We start from the raw sequence: 18,472 nt of genomic DNA on the forward strand, positions 1-18,472 counted from the left end.
CAGGTGTGGGTCGAAAGAAGAGGCTTTCAGGAACGTACTTGCGCGACGTCAGATTGACGGGACGCGACTTTCTGTGAATGGAGCGGAACGGGCGGGCGCGGGGCGATACTGAGAGCGCGGAGTGCATTCAGGATCACGGTGACATCAATCGCCTCCTGCAAGAGCGCGCCCTGCACCGGGGTGAGATAGCCGAAGGCAGCGGCGATCATGCCGAGCACTGAAAGGCTGATCCCTGCAACCACGCTTTGGACGGCGATGCGGCGCGCACCGCGCGCTATCTGGATGCCCGAGCCGAGCCGGTCGAGGTGGTCCACCAAAAGTACCACGTCCGCCGCCTCGGCAGCAGCTGCCGCACCCCGTGCGCCCATCGCAACGCCCACGTCGGCGGCGGCAAGCGCCGGGGCATCGTTGACGCCGTCGCCCACCATCATCACGGGCCCGCGCTTGCACTCGGTCAGCACGAGAAGCACCTTCTGATCCGGCGTGAGGCCGGCGCGCAGTCCATCGATGCCCACCCCCTCGGTCACCCGTTCGGCCACTTCAGCGCGGTCGCCGGTGGCAAGAAGAATACGCGCTACTCCCTCGCGGCGCAGACCGTCCAGCATCGCGCCGGCGCCTTCGCGCAAGGGATCGGACATGACAAGGTGACCGGCCATGCGCCCGTCGACAGCGACAGCCACGAGGACCGACCCGGCGGCAACGGCGGAATGATCGCCGGGTCGCCGTCCGACGCGAGAGGCGACAAAGGCGTCTCCGCCCACAATGACGTTGCGGCCCTCGACATGCCCCACGACGCCTTCGCCCGCGATCTCCGCCACGTCCGAGGGAACGGGCAGAGAGAAGCCCCGCTCTTTCGCGGCGGCGACGACGGCCTGCGCCACCGGGTGCTTCGATGCCTGGTCAAGCGATGCCGCGAGCCGCAGGATCTCGTTTTCCGCCATGCCCTCATGGCTGTCGATCGAGACGATCTGCGGACGGCCCTCCGTCAGCGTGCCAGTCTTGTCGAGGATCAGCGTGCGGATGCGCGCCATCGTCTCGAGCGTCCCCGCGCCCTTGATGAGCACGCCGAAAGACGCCGCGCGCGAAAGGCCCGCGACGAGTGCGACAGGCACGGCGAGGATCAGCGGACAGGGCGTGGCGACGACCAGCACGGCAACCGCCCGGACCGGGTCGGCCGAAACCCACCAGGCGGCAAAGGCGATTCCGACGGTGACCGCGAGAAAGCCCAGCGACCAGCGATCCGCCAGCCGTGACATCGGCGCCCTCGACGCCTGCGCCTCCTCCACCAGCCGGACGATCCCGGCATAGGTGCTGTCCTTCGCCTCGTGCGTGGCCGTCAGGTCGAAGGCTTCGCCCGCGTTGGTCGACCCGCTCATGGCGTCGTCCCCGTGCGCCAGGCGCGCTGGGAGGGACTCGCCGGTCAGCGCCGAGGTATCCAGGAAGGCCGTTTCGGAGGCCACCGTGCCGTCCGCCGGCACCACATCGCCCTGCCGGATCAGCAGGCGGTCGCCAGGCACGATTTCGTCGAGCGGCACCTCTTCGATCCCGCCATCGCGATGCCGGGTTGCCGTCCGCGGCACGCGGGACAGGAGATCATACATCTCGCGCCGGGCACGACCCTCGGCGAAGGCTTCGAGGAATGTGCCGCCGGAATACATCACTGCGATGACTGCTGCCGCGAGCGTCTCGCCGAAGACGAGCGCCGCCGACATGGAGAGCGCGGCGACGATGTCGAGGCCCGCCTCGCCAGCGCGCAGGCCGCGCAGGATCTCGACCACAAGCACAACAAGCGCGGGAACGACACCGGCCGTCCAGACGAGGTCCGCGATACCGGCCCGAGCCGTGAAGGAGAACACAAGGCCCAACGTCAACCCGGCAGCGGCCAGCAAAAGCACTACAGTCTTGAGGCGATCGGTTCGGGAGGTTTCCATGGGGCCATCTTTATCCGGCTGAAGCTTGCTCTGAAAAGCGTATCGCACAAGGTCACCCGTCTCGCGCCGAGCACCTGCATCGTAGTTAGGCGATGCGCTCGTGAACGGTGTGACAGTCGGCAGGCGCTCCCCGGCATTTCGTGCGATCCTCGAATGCGACCCCGCCGGCCGGCCGCGCTCTAATGCCCCATCAGAACGGGAACTTCCGATCTCTTCAGGACCTCCCGCGTCGCGCCGCCAAGCACCCATTCGCGCAGACGCGTATGGCCGTAACCGCCCATGACGATCAGGCCGGCGTTGAGCAGTTCGGCCTCGTCAAGCAGAGTGGCGCCAACGCCCTTGCCCTCCGGCAGGGGGTTGAGCTCGACCGGGACCCCGTGGCGGGCGAGATGGCGGGCGATGTCATTGCCCTGGGTGACCCGCTCGATCCGGCCCAGTTCGTCGTCGCCGATCATGCAGACCGACACGCGTTCGGCCCGTTTTAGGAATGGCAGGGCCTCATCGACAGCCCGCGCGGCCTCCCGCGTGTTACGCCAGCCGAGCACGATGGTTGAAAAATCAAGGGCGGAAACGCATTTCGGCGGCACGAGCAAGACCGAATGCCCGGCCCCGAACAGCACGGATTCCACCAGCGCCGCGGCTTCATGGTCGTCCTCCTGCGGCATCGTCGTGACGAACAGGTCGTATAGCCTTGCCTCTGCCAGGATGGTCTGCTGCCACCTGGACGACAACACATCGAAACGACGCAGCTCGTTCCGGGCATCAAGACCGGACAGCAGGTCTTCGAGCTTTGCGGCAATCCTGTCGCCCTTCTCCCGTGCCTGTCTTTGCATGTCATCGAGAGCGGACGCCGAATAGCTGTAAATCTCCGCCGCCGGCATATCGGGCAGGCGATTGACGAAGACGCCGGAAAGATGGGCATCGAACATCACCGCGATCTGTCGCCCGGCTTCAAGGCGGTCCTTGTCGCCATCGCTGCCATCGAGGTGAACAAACAAATCCGTAATCATGTCGGCCTCCATTGTGCGCGTCGAATGAATCCAGTCGACCACACTCCGCTCGCAAGGGCTTTGATCATTATCAATAAATGAGACGGCAAACGCCGGCTCCGTTTCATCAGGGAACCAGAATCGCAGCGCCCTGAAAACGACCATGCCGCAGATCATCGAGGGCGCGGTTGGCCGCTTCGAGCGGATAGCGCTTGATCGTGGTCGAAACACGGGCGGCCTGCGCGACCTTCAGAAACTCATGGCCGTCCCGGCGGGTGAGATTGGCCACAGACAGTATATGCCTTTCTTCCCAGAGCAGGCGGTAGGGGAAGGCCGGAATATCGCTCATGTGAATGCCGCCGCAAACAACCCTGCCGCCCTTTCGGGTGGCGCGGAGAGCCAGAGGCACGAGTTCGCCGACCGGCGCGAAGAGGATGGCCGCGTCGAGCGCCTGCGGGGGCGCGTCCTCCGATGCCCCGGCCCAGGTGGCGCCGAGGCTCAGCGCATGCTCCTGGCTGGCGCTATCGTCGGCGCGCGTAAATGCATAGACCTCACGGCCCTGCCAGACGAGCACCTGCGCAAGGATATGCGCCGCCGCGCCGAAGCCGTAAAGCCCGATGCGTCTTCCCTCGCCCGCCATCTTCAGAGACCGCCATCCGATCAGGCCGGCGCACATCAGCGGGGCGGCGGCGGCCGGATCGTCGAACCCATCCATGGGAAAGGCAAAATCCGCATTGGCGATCACATGCGTGGCAAACCCGCCATCCCTGGTGCAGCCGGTAAACTGCGGGTCGTCGCAGAGGTTTTCGCTGTCTTCCAGGCAATAGGCGCAATGACCGCATGTGTGCCCGAGCCAGGGGATGCCGACCCTCTGCCCGACGGTGAGCGAGGCCACGCCGTCGCCGAGCTGTTCGACAATCCCGACGATCTCATGGCCGGGAATGACGGGCAGCCGCGTTTCGGGCAGATCACCATCGACGACATGCAGGTCGGTCCTGCAGACGGCACAGGCCTCGACCCGCACCCTCACCTCTCCCGCGCCGGGCACAGGATCAGGCCTTTCTTCGAAAACCAGTGGCGTTCTCAACGCCCGCAGAACCATCGCCTTCATGTCATCGCTCCGATAACGGGCTGTCACGTCAACCAGCCCTTCATGTCTCAAAGAACGGCTGTCCGGCCGTCGACGTGTCCGAAACCCGCCGACAACCACGCGGCAGCGCTCGCGTCAGGCTTTCACCTTACCTTCAAGCGTGACCATCGCGAAGGCCGTCATTTCGTCTATCGTTGCGAAGTTTGGCGGCCCGCCAGCGAAGAGCCCTGCGAACTCTGCGTCATATTCCGCATGGCTTCACGGCGGGCGCCGGGATAAATTCGAGGCTTCGGCCTGCTCAGACAGAATTTCTACTCTTTGCCCGAGTATCATTGCCCTGGTTGTTTTGTGTGCCAACTACCGGCTTCTCCTGCCCCCCGGCGGGCAGAACGATGACCTTTGCGCCGTCCGGGACACGGCGATAGAGGTCCATGACGTCCTGGTTCATCATGCGGATACAGCCCGATGACATTGCCTGACCGATCGACCACGGCTCGTTGGTTCCGTGGATACGGTAAAGCGTATCCTTGCCATCCTCGAACAGATAGAGCGCGCGGGCGCCGAGCGGGTTTGTCGGCCCGCCATCCATGCCGCCCGCCCATTTCTGATAGGTGTCGGGATCGCGCTTGATCATGTTCTGCGTCGGCGTCCATGTCGGCCATTCGCGCTTGTAGGCAACATTGGCCGTGCCGGACCATGCCATGCCCGCGCGCCCAACACCGACGCCGTAACGCATGGCCTTGCCATCCGCCATGACGAGATAGAGGAACCGGTTTTCGGGATCGACCACCACCGTGCCCGGCTGCTCGCCGGTCGGATCGTCGACGACCTGTCGCCGGAATTCGGGATCGAACTGCCTCAGATTGACGGCCGGCACAGCAAACGGCTCGTCGGTGACGGCGGCGTAGCGCGCGTCCTCAAGCACCGGCTTCGGTGCGGGCGGCTGCGGCGGATTGTCGATTGAGGCGCAGGCCGAGAGCGCGGCGACGACGACCGGAAGAAACTTGACGGGGAGGTTTCTCATTCGACGCGCTCTCCCGCTCCGTGACGCCGCCTGGCCTCCGCCACCGTTTCCTTGAAGCCGTCATAGTCGAGCGTCGTCGTCATCATCGGGCCGATCAGATAGGTCGGCGTCGAGATCAGGCCGAGCGCATCGCCCTGCTCCATCGTGCGCCCCAGCAGGGCGGTAATCTCCCCGTGGTGACCGGTGATATCGTCCTGCAATTGCTGCATGTCCACGCTCGTGGCGCGCACGGCTTCGAGCATCTGCGCCTCGGTAACCTTGTGGCCAGGAACGCCCATCAGAGCATGATGAACCTCTTCATACTTGCCCTGAAACTTCGCCGCGAGCGCCAGTTGCGCGCCATAGACCGAAGCCTCTGAAAGCACCGGCCAGTCCTTGTAGACGAGCCTGATATTGCCATCCTCCTCGACAATGCGGTCGAGGTCCGGGGCCGATGTCTTGCAGAAGGGGCAGTTATAATCGAGGAAGGCGACGATGGTGACGTCGCCCTCGGGATTGCCCGCCTCGGGCGCGTCGGGATCGTGCAAAATGGCATTGACGTCGATATTCTGGGCCATTGCGGGCACGCCGCCCGCAAGGGTGAACGCCGCCAGCGCGGCAGCGGCCAGGAAGGACCTGCGCTTCATGTCTGTCTCCTTGATTGGTCCTCAGGCGCCGGCCCGGGACAGGTTTTGCGAAATGGTTTCCGGGGTGATGGCGCCGGTGATCCGCGAATTGCCGATCTCCCGGCCGGCGCGATCGACCAGAAAAAGCGTCGGTGGACCGACGACGGAAAACCGGTCCATCAGCGCCCGCGCGTCGCCATTCTGGCGGGTGACGTCGACCGTGATCATGGCAACGTCCTGAAGGCGCGCGGCAATCGCCGGTTCGGCCATGATCTTTTCGTTGGATTTGCAGATCGTGCACCAGTCCGCGCTAAACGAGACCAGCACCGGTGTCTGCCCGGCGCCAGCAAGCGCTTCGTCGAACGCCGCAAGAGAGGTAACCTGCGTTTCATCGATCTGACGGCGGGATTCGGGAGCGCCGGCCAGAAATGCCAGCGGCTTGAGCGGATCGCGCTGGCCGGCGGCGGCGCCGACAAGCATGGTCGCGCCGGCAATAAACGTCACGAGGCCGAAGGCCTTAGCGGCGCGTTGACCCCAGCCGCTTCCGGCAGAAAGGCGATCGAAGGCCCCTGCGAAGACGGCGATGCCGATGACCGTCGCGCCCCAAAGGGCCAGTGCGGCGGGCGGCGGCAGAAGCCGCGCGACGAGCATCACGGCCACGCCAAGAAACACGACGCCGAAGGCCTGACGGATCGCCACAAGCCAGGGGCCGGATTTCGGCAGGATACGCGCGCCGAAAGTGCCGAAGGCGACCAGCGGCAGCCCCATGCCGAGACCGAGCGCAAAGAGCGCGACGGCGCCCCTGGCGGCCTCGCCCGTGTTGATGGCATAAAGCATCGCCGCCGCCAGCGGTGGGGTAACGCAGGGACCGACGATGAGCGCGGAACCAAAACCCAAAACCGCGGCACCGGTCACGGAACCGCCATGCCCGCGACCGGCAAGGCGGGTTGTGAGCGCCGACGGCAACTGAAGCTCGAAGAGGCCGAACATGCCAAACGCGAGCACGATGAACACGGTGGCCGCCAGACCAAGCGCAACAGGCGTCTGGAGCGCGGCCTGCAGATTGGCGCCCGACAGACCGGCGGCGAGCCCGACGAGGCCGTAGGCAGTCGCCATGGCCAGCACATAGGAAAGCGACAGGATGAACCCGCGTCGGGCGGAGAGTTTTGCGCCCGCGCCGGCCAGGGTGGCCGACAGGATCGGGATCATCGGGAAAACGCACGGGGTCAGCGATAATAACAGGCCAAAGCCGAGAAAGCCCGCCGCCATCAAAACCACATTGCCGTTGAGATAGGTCGTCGTCCGGTCGGCCACCCGGCTCTCCGCGCCGGCTGAACCCGGATCGGCGTTGCCGACAGCCGGCGCAACCTGCCAGGGGCCGGACCGCGTGGCGGCCTCGCTCAGCCGGTTACCGCTTCCCGATACCGAAAGGCTCGCCAGATCGATCGTCTTTTCGACCGGCGGATAGCAGATGCCCTGTTCGGCGCAGCCCTGATAGCGCACCGTCAGCCTTTCGGCTTCAAGGCCTTGCGGAAGCGCGGCCCGGACATGGTTGTGGTAGACATCCACAGTGCCGAAATTCGGATCGTCCTTTTCAACGCCGTCGGGCAGAGCAAGCGGAACCGGCTCCCCGCCCTCGCTTGCCTTGATGCTGTCGCGATAGAGATAGGTGCCCGGCGCGATCGTCCAGTCGAGCATTACCGCGCCGCTGACGTCACGGCCGGCCTTAAGCCGGAAGACGTCATCGGCGGGCGGCGGCATCTGCCCGAAGGCGGCGCTCGAAAGGCCAACAAGCAAAAGGGCGGCGGCGAAATGGGAGAGCAGGAACCGGATCATTGCAGGCATTTGCGATTCTTGATTATCAAAGCAGCGCGTCAGATCGCCCCGCCAGCTTAAGTCAGCCTTAAGCTGACGGGAAAACAACGGCCACGTTCAAACGGAAAGACAGTCCATGCGCATACTCGTGATTGAGGATGATCCGGTTCTGGCCGATGGCCTTGCTGTCGGCCTCAGGCTCAACGGCTACACCGTCGACGCCGTGGCGACCTGCGCCGACGCGCTTGCGGCCATCCGGACAGGCGCTTTCGATGCGATCATCCTCGACCTGATGCTGCCGGACGGCTCGGGGCTCGACCTGCTGGCGACCGCAAGACAGGCCGGAAACCGGACGCCCGTGCTGATGCTGACCGCGCTCGATGAAACGGAGGACCGGATTCGCGGCCTGGATGTCGGCGCCGACGACTATATCGGCAAACCCTTCGATCTGGACGAGCTCGCGGCGCGCCTGCGCGCTGTCACGCGCCGCGGCCATGGGCAGGCCGAGCCGCTTCTGACTGCCAACGGAATCGCGCTCGATCCTTCGAAAATGCTTGCAAGCGTGGAAGGCCGGGAGATCGTCCTGTCGCGCCGTGAATTCGCGATCCTGATGGCGCTGATGGAGCGTCCGGGCGTTATCCGCTCCCGGCAGGCGCTTGAAGACCGTCTCTATGGCTGGCAGGAGGAGGTCGAAAGCAACGCCATCGAAGTCCACATCCACAATCTGCGCGCCAAGATCGGCCGCGCCAGCATTGAAACCGTGCGCGGGCTTGGCTACCGCATGAGGCCAGACCGATGAATTCACTGCGACGCCGTCTTTTCATTCTGCTTGTCGTTGCGTCCGGCATCATCTGGGTTGCGGCTGTCATCTGGATTTCGAGCTGGAGCCGCTTCGAGGTGCAGCATGTGCTCGACACCCGGCTCCAAGAAGCCGCCCGCATGGTTCATTCGCTGGTTTCCAGCAGCGATATAGACGCAGCGCGGAAAAACGGAACATTCGCCTCGGTCGACTACGAGAAGCAGTTGTCGTGTCAGATCTGGTCGCTCGACGGCGATCTCGTCGCCCGTTCCAGCGGGGCGCCGGATGAGAGCATCGCGCTCAACGAAGAGGGTTTCGGCGATCGCGAGGTGAATGGCGAGGCGTGGCGGGTCTACACCATCATCGATGCCGAAAAGGGCGTGCGGGTGGTTGTCGGCGACCGCGTCGGCCTTCGCGACCGTCTGGTCCGCGACCTTGTTGCGGGGCTGTTGATCCCGGCGGCGCTGGTTCTTCCGGTGTTCGGCTTTCTCATCTGGTTCAGCCTCGGGCGCGGCCTTCGTCCGCTGAACCGTATTGCCGGCGACATCACCGCCCGCGATGGCGAGGACATGCGCGCGATTGACGCCGAAGGCGCCCCGTCCGAGGTCCGGCCTCTGGTGGATGCGCTGAATGGCCTGTTCGATAAGGTGGATGCAGCACGCAGACATGAGCGCGAACTGACGGCCTTTGCTGCCCATGAACTGAAAACGCCGCTTGCGGGTTTGCGCATGCAGGCGCAGGTGGCGCGTGCTGCCAAAGACGACGCGATGCGCGATCAGGCTCTCAGACAAATTCTTGTTTCAGTCGACCGCACCGACCGTCTGGTCCGCCAATTGCTGACATTGGCGAGGCTCGAAGCCGGCTCGGAGAAGATCGACAGGGAGCCGACGGCTATCGGCGAAGTGTTGCGCGACGTGATCGCGGGCCTGCCCGAAGCCGGCAATACGATCGTCGATCCGGCGCTGGACCAGTTCAGCGTTGAGACAAATGCCGAAACACTGCATCTGATCCTCAGAAACCTGCAGGAAAATGCGGTCCAGCATGCAGGCGCGAACGGCGCGGTGCACTGGCGCATGGCACCAGATGGCGATGGATTGGTTGTTGAGGACAGCGGCCCGGGTGTGCGGGAAGAAGACCTTGAGCTCCTGACCCGCCGGTTTTATCGCGGTCGCGACAATAAGGCATCCGGCACCGGGCTCGGGCTGACGATTGCAAGCATGGCGGCAAAACGTCTCGGTGCGTCTCTGACCTTCGAGAACCGGCCGGACGGACAGGGCTTCCGCGTCTCGATCCGTGGCGGTTTTCGCGTGGCTCATGATGCGCCCCTTTAAAAAGGTTCAGCAAAAACGTTCAGCGCAGCAGCCCCTGACCGCCATCCACCCAGACCGGGGTGCCGGTGACGTGCCTGGCCTTTTCCGAGATCAGGAAAGCGATGACGGCTGCAACATCTTCGCTGCGGCCGGGCGCGCCGCCCGTCAGCGGAATGTGGCCTTCGGGCCATTCGCTTGGGATGCCGCTCTTTTCAGCATGGCGGATATTGGTGTTGTCATCGATCTCGGTATCGATGGCCCCGGGGCAGACGGCGTTGATGCGGATCGATGACTTTCCCAGCTCGGGCGCCAGTTGCTGGACCATGGCAAGCTGCGCGGCCTTGGTGGCGGTGTAGGCCGTGGCGCCGGGCGAGGAGAAGGTGCGCGTGCCGTTGATCGAGGAGACCACCACGATTGACCCGCCGCCAGCCGCCCTGAGGTGCGGCACGCTCGCGCGGATCGTCAGAAACGTGCCGCGCAGATTGATGGCGATGGTGTGGTCGAACTCCTTGGGCTCGAGTTCATCAATTGGAGCCCAGACGCCGTTGACGCCTGCATTGGCGACGACGGCGTCGAGCCGGCCGTGTTTCGAAACCAGTTCGTCCATGGCTGCGGCCATCTCCTCCTCGTGAGCCACGTCGGCGGAAAGCTCCATCGCCGTGCCGCCATTGGCTTCGATTTCCTCGACCGTTTTTCTGTTTTCCTCCGGCGTATGGCCCAGGACGCCGACGACATAGCCGTCGGCCGCCAACGCCAGTGCCGCCGCCCTGCCAATGCCGGAACCGGCTCCGGTGACCAGAGCTACTGAATTTGCCATGGGTCGTTCTCCTGTTGCTTTATCCGGCCCTGGAACGCCGGGAATCTCGCGGGCATTGCCTGCGGCTCTAACCGACACGTCGCGGGATTGGTTCCCGAGAAAGCGTGGAGCAGATCAACGAAGCGGCTTTTTTCGGTTCGGAACAAAGGCCGGGATGACCGGTTCGGATGCAAACCCGTTCCAGTTTTCCAGAAAGGCGGCAAAATGTCTCTATCCAATCTTCTGTGGCTGTTTGCTGTGGCCGCCGGCCCGGTGCTTCTTGGCCTCGCTTTCGCTTACGGCATTGCCCACCAGCGAAAACTAACCAATGCCGAGCAAAAACAAAGCGACGAGGCGACCCGAGAGCTCTTCGAGGCCAATGACGACGAAAGCGCCGACGAGAAAGGGCGCGGATGACGGGCGGCATCTGTCCTAGCCGGAGTAAGACGCCAGCTCGGCGGGGCGAGTTCTTGACCAGCTCCGACTACGCGGTTGCATCTGGTCGGCGCCTTGGCCGCAGCTCTGCGTTTACTCTCATCTCCGCGAGCCGGCGGGAGAGGAAATGTGCTCAATGTCACGAAGAGGAACCGGCTTCGAGTAGAGAAAGCCCTGCAGGCTGTCACAGCCAATCTTGACAAGGCCTGCGTCCTGCAGCGCGGTTTCAACGCCTTCCGCGGTCGTCTTGAGGCCTCTCGCGTGGGCCAGTTCAACAATAGCCCGGATTATGGCTTCATCGCCGGCCTTCTCGCCAAACCCCTGGACGAAACTTCTGTCGATCTTGATGCGATCGACGTTCAGGGTTCGCAGTCGACCAAGCGACGAGAAGCCAGTCCCGAAATCATCAATCGCGATCTTCACACCTATTGCACGCAGGGCGTCGAGATTGGCGACAACGGCCGAAGCCTCATCGGTGGCGGCTGTTTCAGTCACCTCCAGTTCAAGAGCCTGCGGTGACAACCCGGTGGATAGCAGCACATTTTTGACTTTGGCGGCGTAACCTTCTTCACGGAGCTCGACGCCGGACACGTTGACCGCAATGCTCTTGCCTGACCAGTTAGTTGCCGCTTCGCAGGCTTCCCGCAAAACAAACTCGCCGACGGCTTCAATCATTCCGGTTTCTTCAGCTATCGGTATAAACAGTTCGGGCGAGATCGGGCCAAATTTAGGATGCTCCCAGCGAAGGAGTGCCTCGTAACCTTTGACCCGATGGTCACGTGCGGAAATAATGGGCTGGTAGTAAACCTGAAACTCGTTGCCAGCCTTCAGGGCCGTACGCATATCCCCTTCGATCTCCTGGCGCCTGATGAGCAACTGGTCCATGTCCTCTGAAAAGAACGTATACCGACTGCGACCGGAATTCTTGGAAAAGTACAAGGCAACATCAGCCCTCCGAAGCAGGCTCACGCGGTCGCTGCCGTCGCGCGGCGCCAGCGCTACCCCAACACTGACTCCGACAAAGACCTCCTGGCCGCCGAGTACAAAAGGGCGGCGTGCAGAATCAACGATGCGCTGACAGATAACGTCGACGTCCCGCACGCTGGCCTTTCCCCTGAGCATCACGGTAAACTCGTCTCCGCCAACGCGGGCAACGACATCACCCTGGCGTACGATAGCCTCCAAACGTTGGCCAAACTCGCGAATCAAAGCGTCGCCCGAGGGATGTCCGAGCGTATCATTGACCTGCTTGAACCGATCCAGATCGAGAAATAGAAGAGCGCTGCCCCCTCCCTTGGCCAACTCGACATCGACATATTCATTGAAGTAATTTCTGTTGGGAAGTTCGGTCAACGGATCGTGGAGCGCCATGTAACGGATCTGCTCCTCACTGGCCTCCAGCTCTTTCGAGCGGTTGTGATACAGGAGCAAAGAGAAGGCGATCGCGCAAAGCGCCAAGCCGATCACGGCGGTCAAAACCGGAATAAGCCTTGATAGCATCGTTTCCCCCGGGTGATGGGGATGCCAGACCATGTAGCCCAAAACGGATCCGTCAGTCTTGTAAAACGGCAGGCTGGAATAGTGCGGTTCATCGCTCGCCGCCCATGAAAAACGCAGGTCTTCGAACAGATAGTCGCTCTTCAACTCCTCGATCAGGCTTCCGTCGAGAAAGCGTACAGCGATGTGAACGGCTTCCTCGCCGGGGGTTTGCTGGATATCACCGGTGTCGGAAACAATTGGCTTGACGCTGACGACAGCGGGGCGCCCCTGGATGACTGCCAATTCGGATACGCCCGGCGTGAGCACGGTTTCGCTGATCTGGCTGTCATCGCCGGCCCGAAGCTTGTCGCGAAGAGCAAGAACCAAAGGCAGGGCTTCGTCTTCGACTACGCTGAACGCATCCGGAGCGGCCGTTCCGCCATCGGCAAAAGCGTAAACTGACTGGTTCGACGGATCGAGAACATAAGCCTGATCGAGGCCGAAATATTCATGCATCCAGGTCCCGAGATTACTATCCATCCAGGCGCTGTCACGCGCGCGCACCTGCTCGACAGCGTCATCCCAGACAGTGACACTTTCCTGATCGTGCGCGACTTTGGAACGCAGTTGAGAGACAACGAGTTGAACTAGGCTCGCTTGTCGATTGTACGAGACGCGATCAACCTCATGTCCCGCCCAAATCAGGAGCCCCAGAACACCAAGACCGATACAACCGGTCAACGCTAATATTGGCAGGGCGCGCGTCAGTAGAAAACCTGAGAATTTGAAAGACTGTTTTTTGTTGCGCATTTTCGAAACCTGCCATGTATTTAAAACTATGGAGAAACTTAAGCTTCTGCACAAGCGAATATCTCAAACCCTTCTGTCTGGAGTAGCGCACAAAGGGCGAGGCAGGCATTGCCAAAAATTCCTGTCGAGGACTGTCTCCTGCTCAGAGACAGACCGCACTTAGAAGCGCCGAAGGCAAGCCGCGCTGTCGCTTGTCTGTGAGGCCATACAGTGCTTGCCCAGACGTCGACGGCGGGATCGTCCGTTTGGTCTTCGTCCGGACCTTGGGTAGCGATGCCAGCGGCGCCTCAGGATAGGCCTCCGTTGCGTTAATCGCCGCCTCCAGCTTGCGTTCGCAGTCGTGTGCCTTGGGCGATCGTCGTCCCATTTGACAAGAAACCGACTAGTTGGTATGTAAATTGAAAAAGGAGGCGACGCATGCCCAAATCGACCCCAAAACCGGATGCGAGATCGAAGCTGCTCGATGCGGCGCTGTCGCTGATCCGCGCCAAGGGCTACACGGCCACCACCGTCGACGAACTCTGTTCGACCGCGGGCGTGACCAAGGGCGCTTTCTTTCATCACTTCAAGAGCAAGGACGCGCTCGGTATCGCGGCGGCGGAGCACTGGTCGGCCACCACCGGCGCATTCTTCGCCGGCGCGCCCTATCACGACCATGATGATCCGTTCGACCGGCTGATCGGCTATATCGAGTTCCGCAAGGCGATCATCGAGGGCGATCTCGCCGAGTTCACCTGTCTCGTCGGCACCATGACGCAGGAAGTCTATGGGTCAAATCCGGCGATCCGCGATGCCTGCGCGGCAAGCATTTTCGGGCATGCGGCCACGCTTGAGCCGGATATCGAGGCTGCGATGACAGCGCGCGGGATTGTGGCGGACTGGACGCCCGCCAGCCTGGCCGCGCACACCCAGGCCGTGCTGCAGGGCGCGTTCATACTCGCCAAGGCGACGGGTGGCCGCGCCATCGCGCGCGACAGCGTCGATCATCTGAAACGCTATCTGCTACTCCTGTTCGAGAGGCCATCGAAGAGCGGCGCGACAGGTTCTTGAGGAGGTTCATAACATGACTGGAATTTCAGACCATGAGACGAAGGCGGTGTCCGGTGTCGTTCGCCGAACAGTGTCGCCGGATGCCTGGCGCGACGAACTCGCCGACCTTCGCAATGCGGAAAAGGACCTGACCCGTGCCCAGGACCGGTTGGCCGCAAGGCGGCGGCGCATGCCGTGGACGAAGGTCGATGGCGACTATGCCTTCACCGGACCCGAAGGCACCGGCACGCTAGCCGATCTGTTCGACGGCCATCAGCAACTCATCGTCTATCACCACATGCTGAAGCCCGCGGATCCGAGCCCGTGCGCAGGCTGCTGCATGGTGGCCGACCAGATCCCGCACCTCTCCCATCTGCACGCCCGCAACACCACGCTCGTCTTCGTCTCGAAAGCGCCGATTAGCGAGATCGAGGCGTTCCGAAAGCGCATGGGCTGGTCGATGTCCTGGTACGAGACACGGGACAGTTTCAACGCCGACTTCGACGTGTCTTCGGGGTTCGGCCTCAACGTTTTCTATCGCGATGGCGCGGACATCTACCGGACCTACTACACGACCGGTCGCGGGGTCGAGACCCTCGGCACGGTCTGGACTCTGCTCGACCTGACGCCCCTCGGCCGGCAGGAAGACTGGGAGGACGCGCCCGAGGGCACGCCGCAGACCAGGCCATACCAATGGTGGCGGAGGCACGACGCGTATGACTGAGACGCGTCTCCAACAGTTGACCGCCGGCTCCAGACCCACCATCACCGTCTTTGAACGTTCGCCCGATGGAGGGAGGGGGCTGGCGCGCGACATGCGGGTGCGCTGGGCGCTCGAGGAAGTTGGCCAACCTTACGACGTGCGACCAGTGTCTTTCGCCGCGATGAAGGAACCCGCGCATAGGGCCCAGCAACCGTTCGGGCAGATCCCGACCTATGAGGAGGGCGACCTCACTCTGTTTGAAACCGGCGCGATCGTCTTTCACATCGCCGATCGCCATGACGGCCTGCTTCCGCGGGATGCGACCGCGCGGGCACGGGCGATCAACTGGATGTTTGCCGCGCTCAGCACCATCGAACCCACGATCGTCGACCGGGAGGTCGCCCTCTATCTCGAGCGGGACGAAAACTGGTTCGAGCAGCGCCTGACGCTTGTGGAGGACCGCATTCGCGCCAGGCTGACCGACCTGTCCCACCGCCTCGGCGATGCCGACTGGCTCGATGGCCGTTTCAGCGCCGGCGACCTGATAACGGGCGATGTTCTGCGCAGGCTAGGCGGATCGGGGCTGCTCGAAGAATATCCCAATCTCGCGGCCTACGTTGCCCGTGCCGAAGCGCGACCGGCCTTCAGGCGCGCATTCACTGCCCAGAGGGATTTTTTCAACGCTGCGGCGGAGCCGTAGCCAATCGTCGCCGTTGAAGGCGGCATAAACCGTAAGGGAGGAACTGACATGGAACCGACAATCTATCTTTTCTTCAAGGGCAACTGCTTCGAGGCGATGACCCGTTATGCCGAGGTGCTCGGCGGCGAGATCGGCGGTGTTTTCCGCAACGGTGACGCGCCCGATCCGGAAAGCCGGATGCCCGGCGGCGACGATATGGTGATGAACATGGCCATGAGTTTAGGCAATGCCACGGTCATGGCCTCGGACGTCCCGGCCGAAATGTACAGGAAGCCCGCCGGCTTCCGCGTATCGATCGCGCCGTCCTCGCGCGCGGAATTCGACCGCATCCACGAGGCGCTGGCGGCGGATGCGCAGAGCATCGAGATGGCGCCCGGCGAAACCTTCTGGGCCGAACGCTTCGCCATGTTCACCGACAGATACGGCACGCCGTGGATGCTCAATTTCGAGGGCGCCAAGGGCTCCGCCTGAGCGAACCTCAACGAAAGCAGGGAGAGACAATCATGTTCCGAATGGTCATTATGACCGCATTGCTTGCGGTCGCCGCCCCGGCATTAGCCGAAGACGAGCCGACAGGCGATCGCGTCGAGGTCCACGGTATGACGATGTATTACGAGGCCTCCGGAAAGGGCGATCCGCTGATCGTGCTGCACGGTGCCTATATGAACATCCCCTCGATGGGCGAGATCATCCCGATGCTCGCCGAGACGCACCGGGTCTATGCGCTGGAATTCCAGGGGCACGGCCGCACGACCGACATCGACCGGCCGATCACCTATCCGAACCTTGCGGGCGATGTCGCCGCTTTCATGGATGCGGTCGGGATCGAGAAGGCCGACATATTCGGCTACTCCATGGGCGCAGCCGCCGGGCTGCGGTTCGCCATCGATTTCCCTGAGCGGGTCGATCAGCTTGTCGCAGCATCGGTGGCGTATGATTACGAAGGCTGGCAGCCCGCCTTCAGGGACTTCGTCCCGCAGATGACTGTCGAGATGTTCCTGGAGATGCCGTTTGCCGCCGAATACCGCGAACTCGCGGCCAATCCGGACGGGTTTCCGGCGCTCGTCGAAAAGCTGATCGCGCTCGAGCATGAGCCGATGGCCTGGGGCGAGGACGTGGCAGCATTGGAGACCCCGGTGCTGATCATCACCGGCGACGCCGATGTCGCGACGCTGGAACATTCGGTCGCGATGTTCCGCCTGCTGGGCGGCGGGGCGATGGGCGACATGGGCCAACCGCTGCCGGAGTCCCGGCTCGCGGTAATGCCGGCGACATCCCACACCGCGGTCATCAACCAGCCCGCGCTTCTGCACGCATTCATCGAGCCCTTCCTTCAGGGGACGACACCGAAAGGGTTCTTCGAATAGCACGCGTCGCGCCTTATGCCCGAGGCGGCTTACCGCCGCAACGGGCATAAGGAGGTCGGGCAGGACCGCCGATCCACAAGGTCCCACTCAGCCGCCGAGAAACTCAACGCGGCAAGCTTCGGGCGAGGATATCCACCGCATGGGCGATCTGCGCCTCGCCCAGCGCTGCATAGCCGAGGCGGAGCGCCTGCGGGGCGGCGCGCTTCAGGGTGAAGCGGGTGGCCGGAAGAAGCGCGAGGCCGGCTTTTCCCGCGCGCGCTGCCCAGACATCTGCGGAGACTTCTCCGCAACCGAGCCACAAGGCCAGCCCGCCCGCCGGCGTTTCGAAGGCGATCCGCTCGCCCAGATGCTCTCTCAAGGCTGCGGCCAGAACATCGCGGCGGGCGCGATAGATGCGCCGCGCCTTGCGCGCATGACGGCCGAGAGCGCCGTCGCGGATCAGATCCGCAAGCGCGGCCTCCAGCGGCGCGTCGCCCTGCCGGTCGATTGCCGCGCGCGCCGCGGCCATGCCGGAGAGCAGCGGCTCCGGGGCCATGGCATAGCCGAGACGAATGCCGGGCGAGAGCAGCTTGGAAAGCGATCCCACGTAGATCAGCGGCAGGTCCGCGGGCGCACGGGCGGCGAGCGGCAGGACCGGGCGGCCTTCGAAGCGATATTCGTGGTCGTAGTCGTCCTCGATCAAGGTGATGCCATGTCGCTCGACCACCTCCAGAAGCTGCAAGCGCCGCGCGGCCCCCATGGTCACCGTGGTCGGATATTGGTGATGGGGCGTGACATAGACGGCGGCGATGCGCGGATCGCTTGCGATCGTCTCCTCAAGAGCCGTGACCGACAGCCCGCCCGCATCGACCGGAACGCCCCGCACGGAGGCCCCCGCAGCCCGGAAGGCTTCCCAGGCCAGCGAATAGCCGGGCTCCTCCACGGCAATCGCCTGGCCGGGCTTCACAGCCGCCTTTGCCGCCAGAAACAGCGCCATCTGGCTGCCGCGCGTGATCAGCAGCCGCGCCGGATCGGCGACCACGCCGCGATCCGAGGCGAGATAGGAGGAAAGCGCGTGACGCAGGACCGGCGTGCCACGGGCATCGCCATAATCCACGCCGGCCCGGAAAGCCGGCGACAGCAATGCGCGGCGAAAGGCGCGCGCCAGTGCCTTGTCCGGCAGCAGTTTGGGATCGGGCGCGCCGTCGGTAAAAGCCAGCGGCGGACGGACGACCGCCGGTTCGGCGGGAGCCTCAATGCTACCGGGCGGCGCCATCTCGTCAGGAAGATCCTGCGCGACGAAAGTGCCGCGTGCCGGCTCGGCTTTGAGCCAGCCCTGGGTCGCGAGCTCCTGATAGGCGGCATCGACCGTGTTGCGGTGAACGCCGAGTTCACGCGCCAGCGCGCGCGTTCCCGGCAGGCGGCTTCCGGGTTTCAGGCGGCCGCGCAGAATGTCGCGGGTGATCGCCTCGGCAATCGCCAGGAACAGCGGTCCATGCGGGTTCTTCGCGATTTCCAGCGCGAGGGGATCAGGGGCCATGGCAACCGGCCTATCGCAATTTCAAAAACTGGCTCTTCTTCACAGGCCGGATATTCGCGAGACAGACATCA

Annotated in this window: 17 protein-coding genes; 8 read left to right on the forward strand and 9 right to left on the reverse strand. The window is 63.5% G+C overall.

Annotated features, from left to right (window positions below):
- Positions 1–26: 26 nt before the first annotated feature.
- From V6765_RS08240 to dsbD, 6 genes are all read right to left on the reverse strand, one after another.
- The gene (locus V6765_RS08240) at positions 27–1,931 is read right to left on the reverse strand and encodes a heavy metal translocating P-type ATPase (protein ID WP_448427638.1); all 1,905 of its coding nucleotides are present in this window, start codon (positions 1,929–1,931) and stop codon (positions 27–29) included.
- A gap of 179 nt (positions 1,932–2,110) precedes the next feature.
- Positions 2,111–2,941, reverse strand: coding sequence for a universal stress protein (locus V6765_RS08245; protein ID WP_448427639.1), 831 nt, complete (start codon positions 2,939–2,941; stop codon positions 2,111–2,113).
- A 106-nt stretch (positions 2,942–3,047) separates the two neighbouring features.
- Positions 3,048–4,031: a zinc-dependent alcohol dehydrogenase family protein gene (locus V6765_RS08250; RefSeq protein WP_448427640.1), complete on the reverse strand. Its 984-nt coding sequence runs from the start codon at positions 4,029–4,031 to the stop codon at positions 3,048–3,050.
- A gap of 277 nt (positions 4,032–4,308) precedes the next feature.
- Positions 4,309–5,034, reverse strand: coding sequence for a L,D-transpeptidase (locus tag V6765_RS08255; protein ID WP_448427641.1), 726 nt, complete (start codon positions 5,032–5,034; stop codon positions 4,309–4,311).
- Entirely contained in the window at positions 5,031–5,660 is a 630-nt protein-coding gene (locus V6765_RS08260; protein ID WP_448427642.1) for a DsbA family protein, read from the reverse strand. Before V6765_RS08260 ends, V6765_RS08255 begins: the two co-directional genes overlap by 4 nt.
- Positions 5,661–5,681: 21 nt before the next feature.
- Positions 5,682–7,484 (reverse strand): protein-disulfide reductase DsbD, encoded by a 1,803-nt coding sequence (dsbD, locus tag V6765_RS08265; protein WP_448427643.1) that lies wholly within the window; start codon positions 7,482–7,484, stop codon positions 5,682–5,684.
- Between the two features lie 106 nt (positions 7,485–7,590).
- Here dsbD and V6765_RS08270 point away from each other — a divergent pair, with 106 nt between their 5' ends.
- Both V6765_RS08270 and V6765_RS08275 read left to right on the forward strand, forming a co-directional pair.
- The gene (locus V6765_RS08270) at positions 7,591–8,253 is read left to right on the forward strand and encodes a response regulator (RefSeq protein WP_448427644.1); all 663 of its coding nucleotides are present in this window, start codon (positions 7,591–7,593) and stop codon (positions 8,251–8,253) included.
- Positions 8,250–9,584 carry an ATP-binding protein gene (locus V6765_RS08275; RefSeq protein WP_448427645.1) on the forward strand — a complete coding sequence of 445 codons (1,335 nt, stop codon included), beginning with the start codon at positions 8,250–8,252 and terminating at the stop codon, positions 9,582–9,584. The genes V6765_RS08270 and V6765_RS08275 overlap by 4 nt, the downstream gene beginning before the upstream one ends.
- 19 nt (positions 9,585–9,603) lie before the next feature.
- Here the strand turns inward: V6765_RS08275 and V6765_RS08280 are convergent, their stop codons facing one another.
- The gene (locus V6765_RS08280) at positions 9,604–10,380 is read right to left on the reverse strand and encodes an SDR family oxidoreductase (protein WP_448427646.1); all 777 of its coding nucleotides are present in this window, start codon (positions 10,378–10,380) and stop codon (positions 9,604–9,606) included.
- A gap of 204 nt (positions 10,381–10,584) precedes the next feature.
- On the opposite strand from V6765_RS08280, the gene V6765_RS08285 reads away from it, so the two are divergent.
- Complete coding sequence (locus tag V6765_RS08285) at positions 10,585–10,776, forward strand: hypothetical protein (RefSeq protein ID WP_448427647.1); 192 nt, start codon at positions 10,585–10,587, stop codon at positions 10,774–10,776.
- Between the two features lie 117 nt (positions 10,777–10,893).
- Here the strand turns inward: V6765_RS08285 and V6765_RS08290 are convergent, their stop codons facing one another.
- Positions 10,894–13,083 (reverse strand): putative bifunctional diguanylate cyclase/phosphodiesterase, encoded by a 2,190-nt coding sequence (locus V6765_RS08290; protein ID WP_448427648.1) that lies wholly within the window; start codon positions 13,081–13,083, stop codon positions 10,894–10,896.
- A 417-nt stretch (positions 13,084–13,500) separates the two neighbouring features.
- On the opposite strand from V6765_RS08290, the gene V6765_RS08295 reads away from it, so the two are divergent.
- From V6765_RS08295 to V6765_RS08315, 5 genes are read left to right on the forward strand one after another with little or no spacing between them, the layout of a single operon-like run.
- Positions 13,501–14,133: a TetR/AcrR family transcriptional regulator gene (locus tag V6765_RS08295; protein ID WP_448427649.1), complete on the forward strand. Its 633-nt coding sequence runs from the start codon at positions 13,501–13,503 to the stop codon at positions 14,131–14,133.
- A gap of 13 nt (positions 14,134–14,146) precedes the next feature.
- The gene (locus V6765_RS08300) at positions 14,147–14,836 is read left to right on the forward strand and encodes a DUF899 domain-containing protein (RefSeq protein ID WP_448427650.1); all 690 of its coding nucleotides are present in this window, start codon (positions 14,147–14,149) and stop codon (positions 14,834–14,836) included.
- The gene (locus V6765_RS08305) at positions 14,829–15,515 is read left to right on the forward strand and encodes a glutathione S-transferase family protein (protein WP_448427651.1); all 687 of its coding nucleotides are present in this window, start codon (positions 14,829–14,831) and stop codon (positions 15,513–15,515) included. Before V6765_RS08300 ends, V6765_RS08305 begins: the two co-directional genes overlap by 8 nt.
- 48 nt (positions 15,516–15,563) lie before the next feature.
- Entirely contained in the window at positions 15,564–15,986 is a 423-nt protein-coding gene (locus V6765_RS08310) for a VOC family protein (protein ID WP_448427652.1), read from the forward strand.
- A 32-nt stretch (positions 15,987–16,018) separates the two neighbouring features.
- On the forward strand, positions 16,019–16,882 hold the full coding sequence (locus V6765_RS08315) for an alpha/beta fold hydrolase (RefSeq protein WP_448427653.1): 864 nt from the start codon (positions 16,019–16,021) through the stop codon (positions 16,880–16,882).
- A gap of 103 nt (positions 16,883–16,985) precedes the next feature.
- Here the strand turns inward: V6765_RS08315 and pdxR are convergent, their stop codons facing one another.
- Positions 16,986–18,401: a MocR-like pyridoxine biosynthesis transcription factor PdxR gene (gene pdxR, locus V6765_RS08320; RefSeq protein WP_448427654.1), complete on the reverse strand. Its 1,416-nt coding sequence runs from the start codon at positions 18,399–18,401 to the stop codon at positions 16,986–16,988.
- Positions 18,402–18,472: the final 71 nt, after the last annotated feature.

Source organism: Martelella sp. FOR1707, from assembly GCF_053484265.1.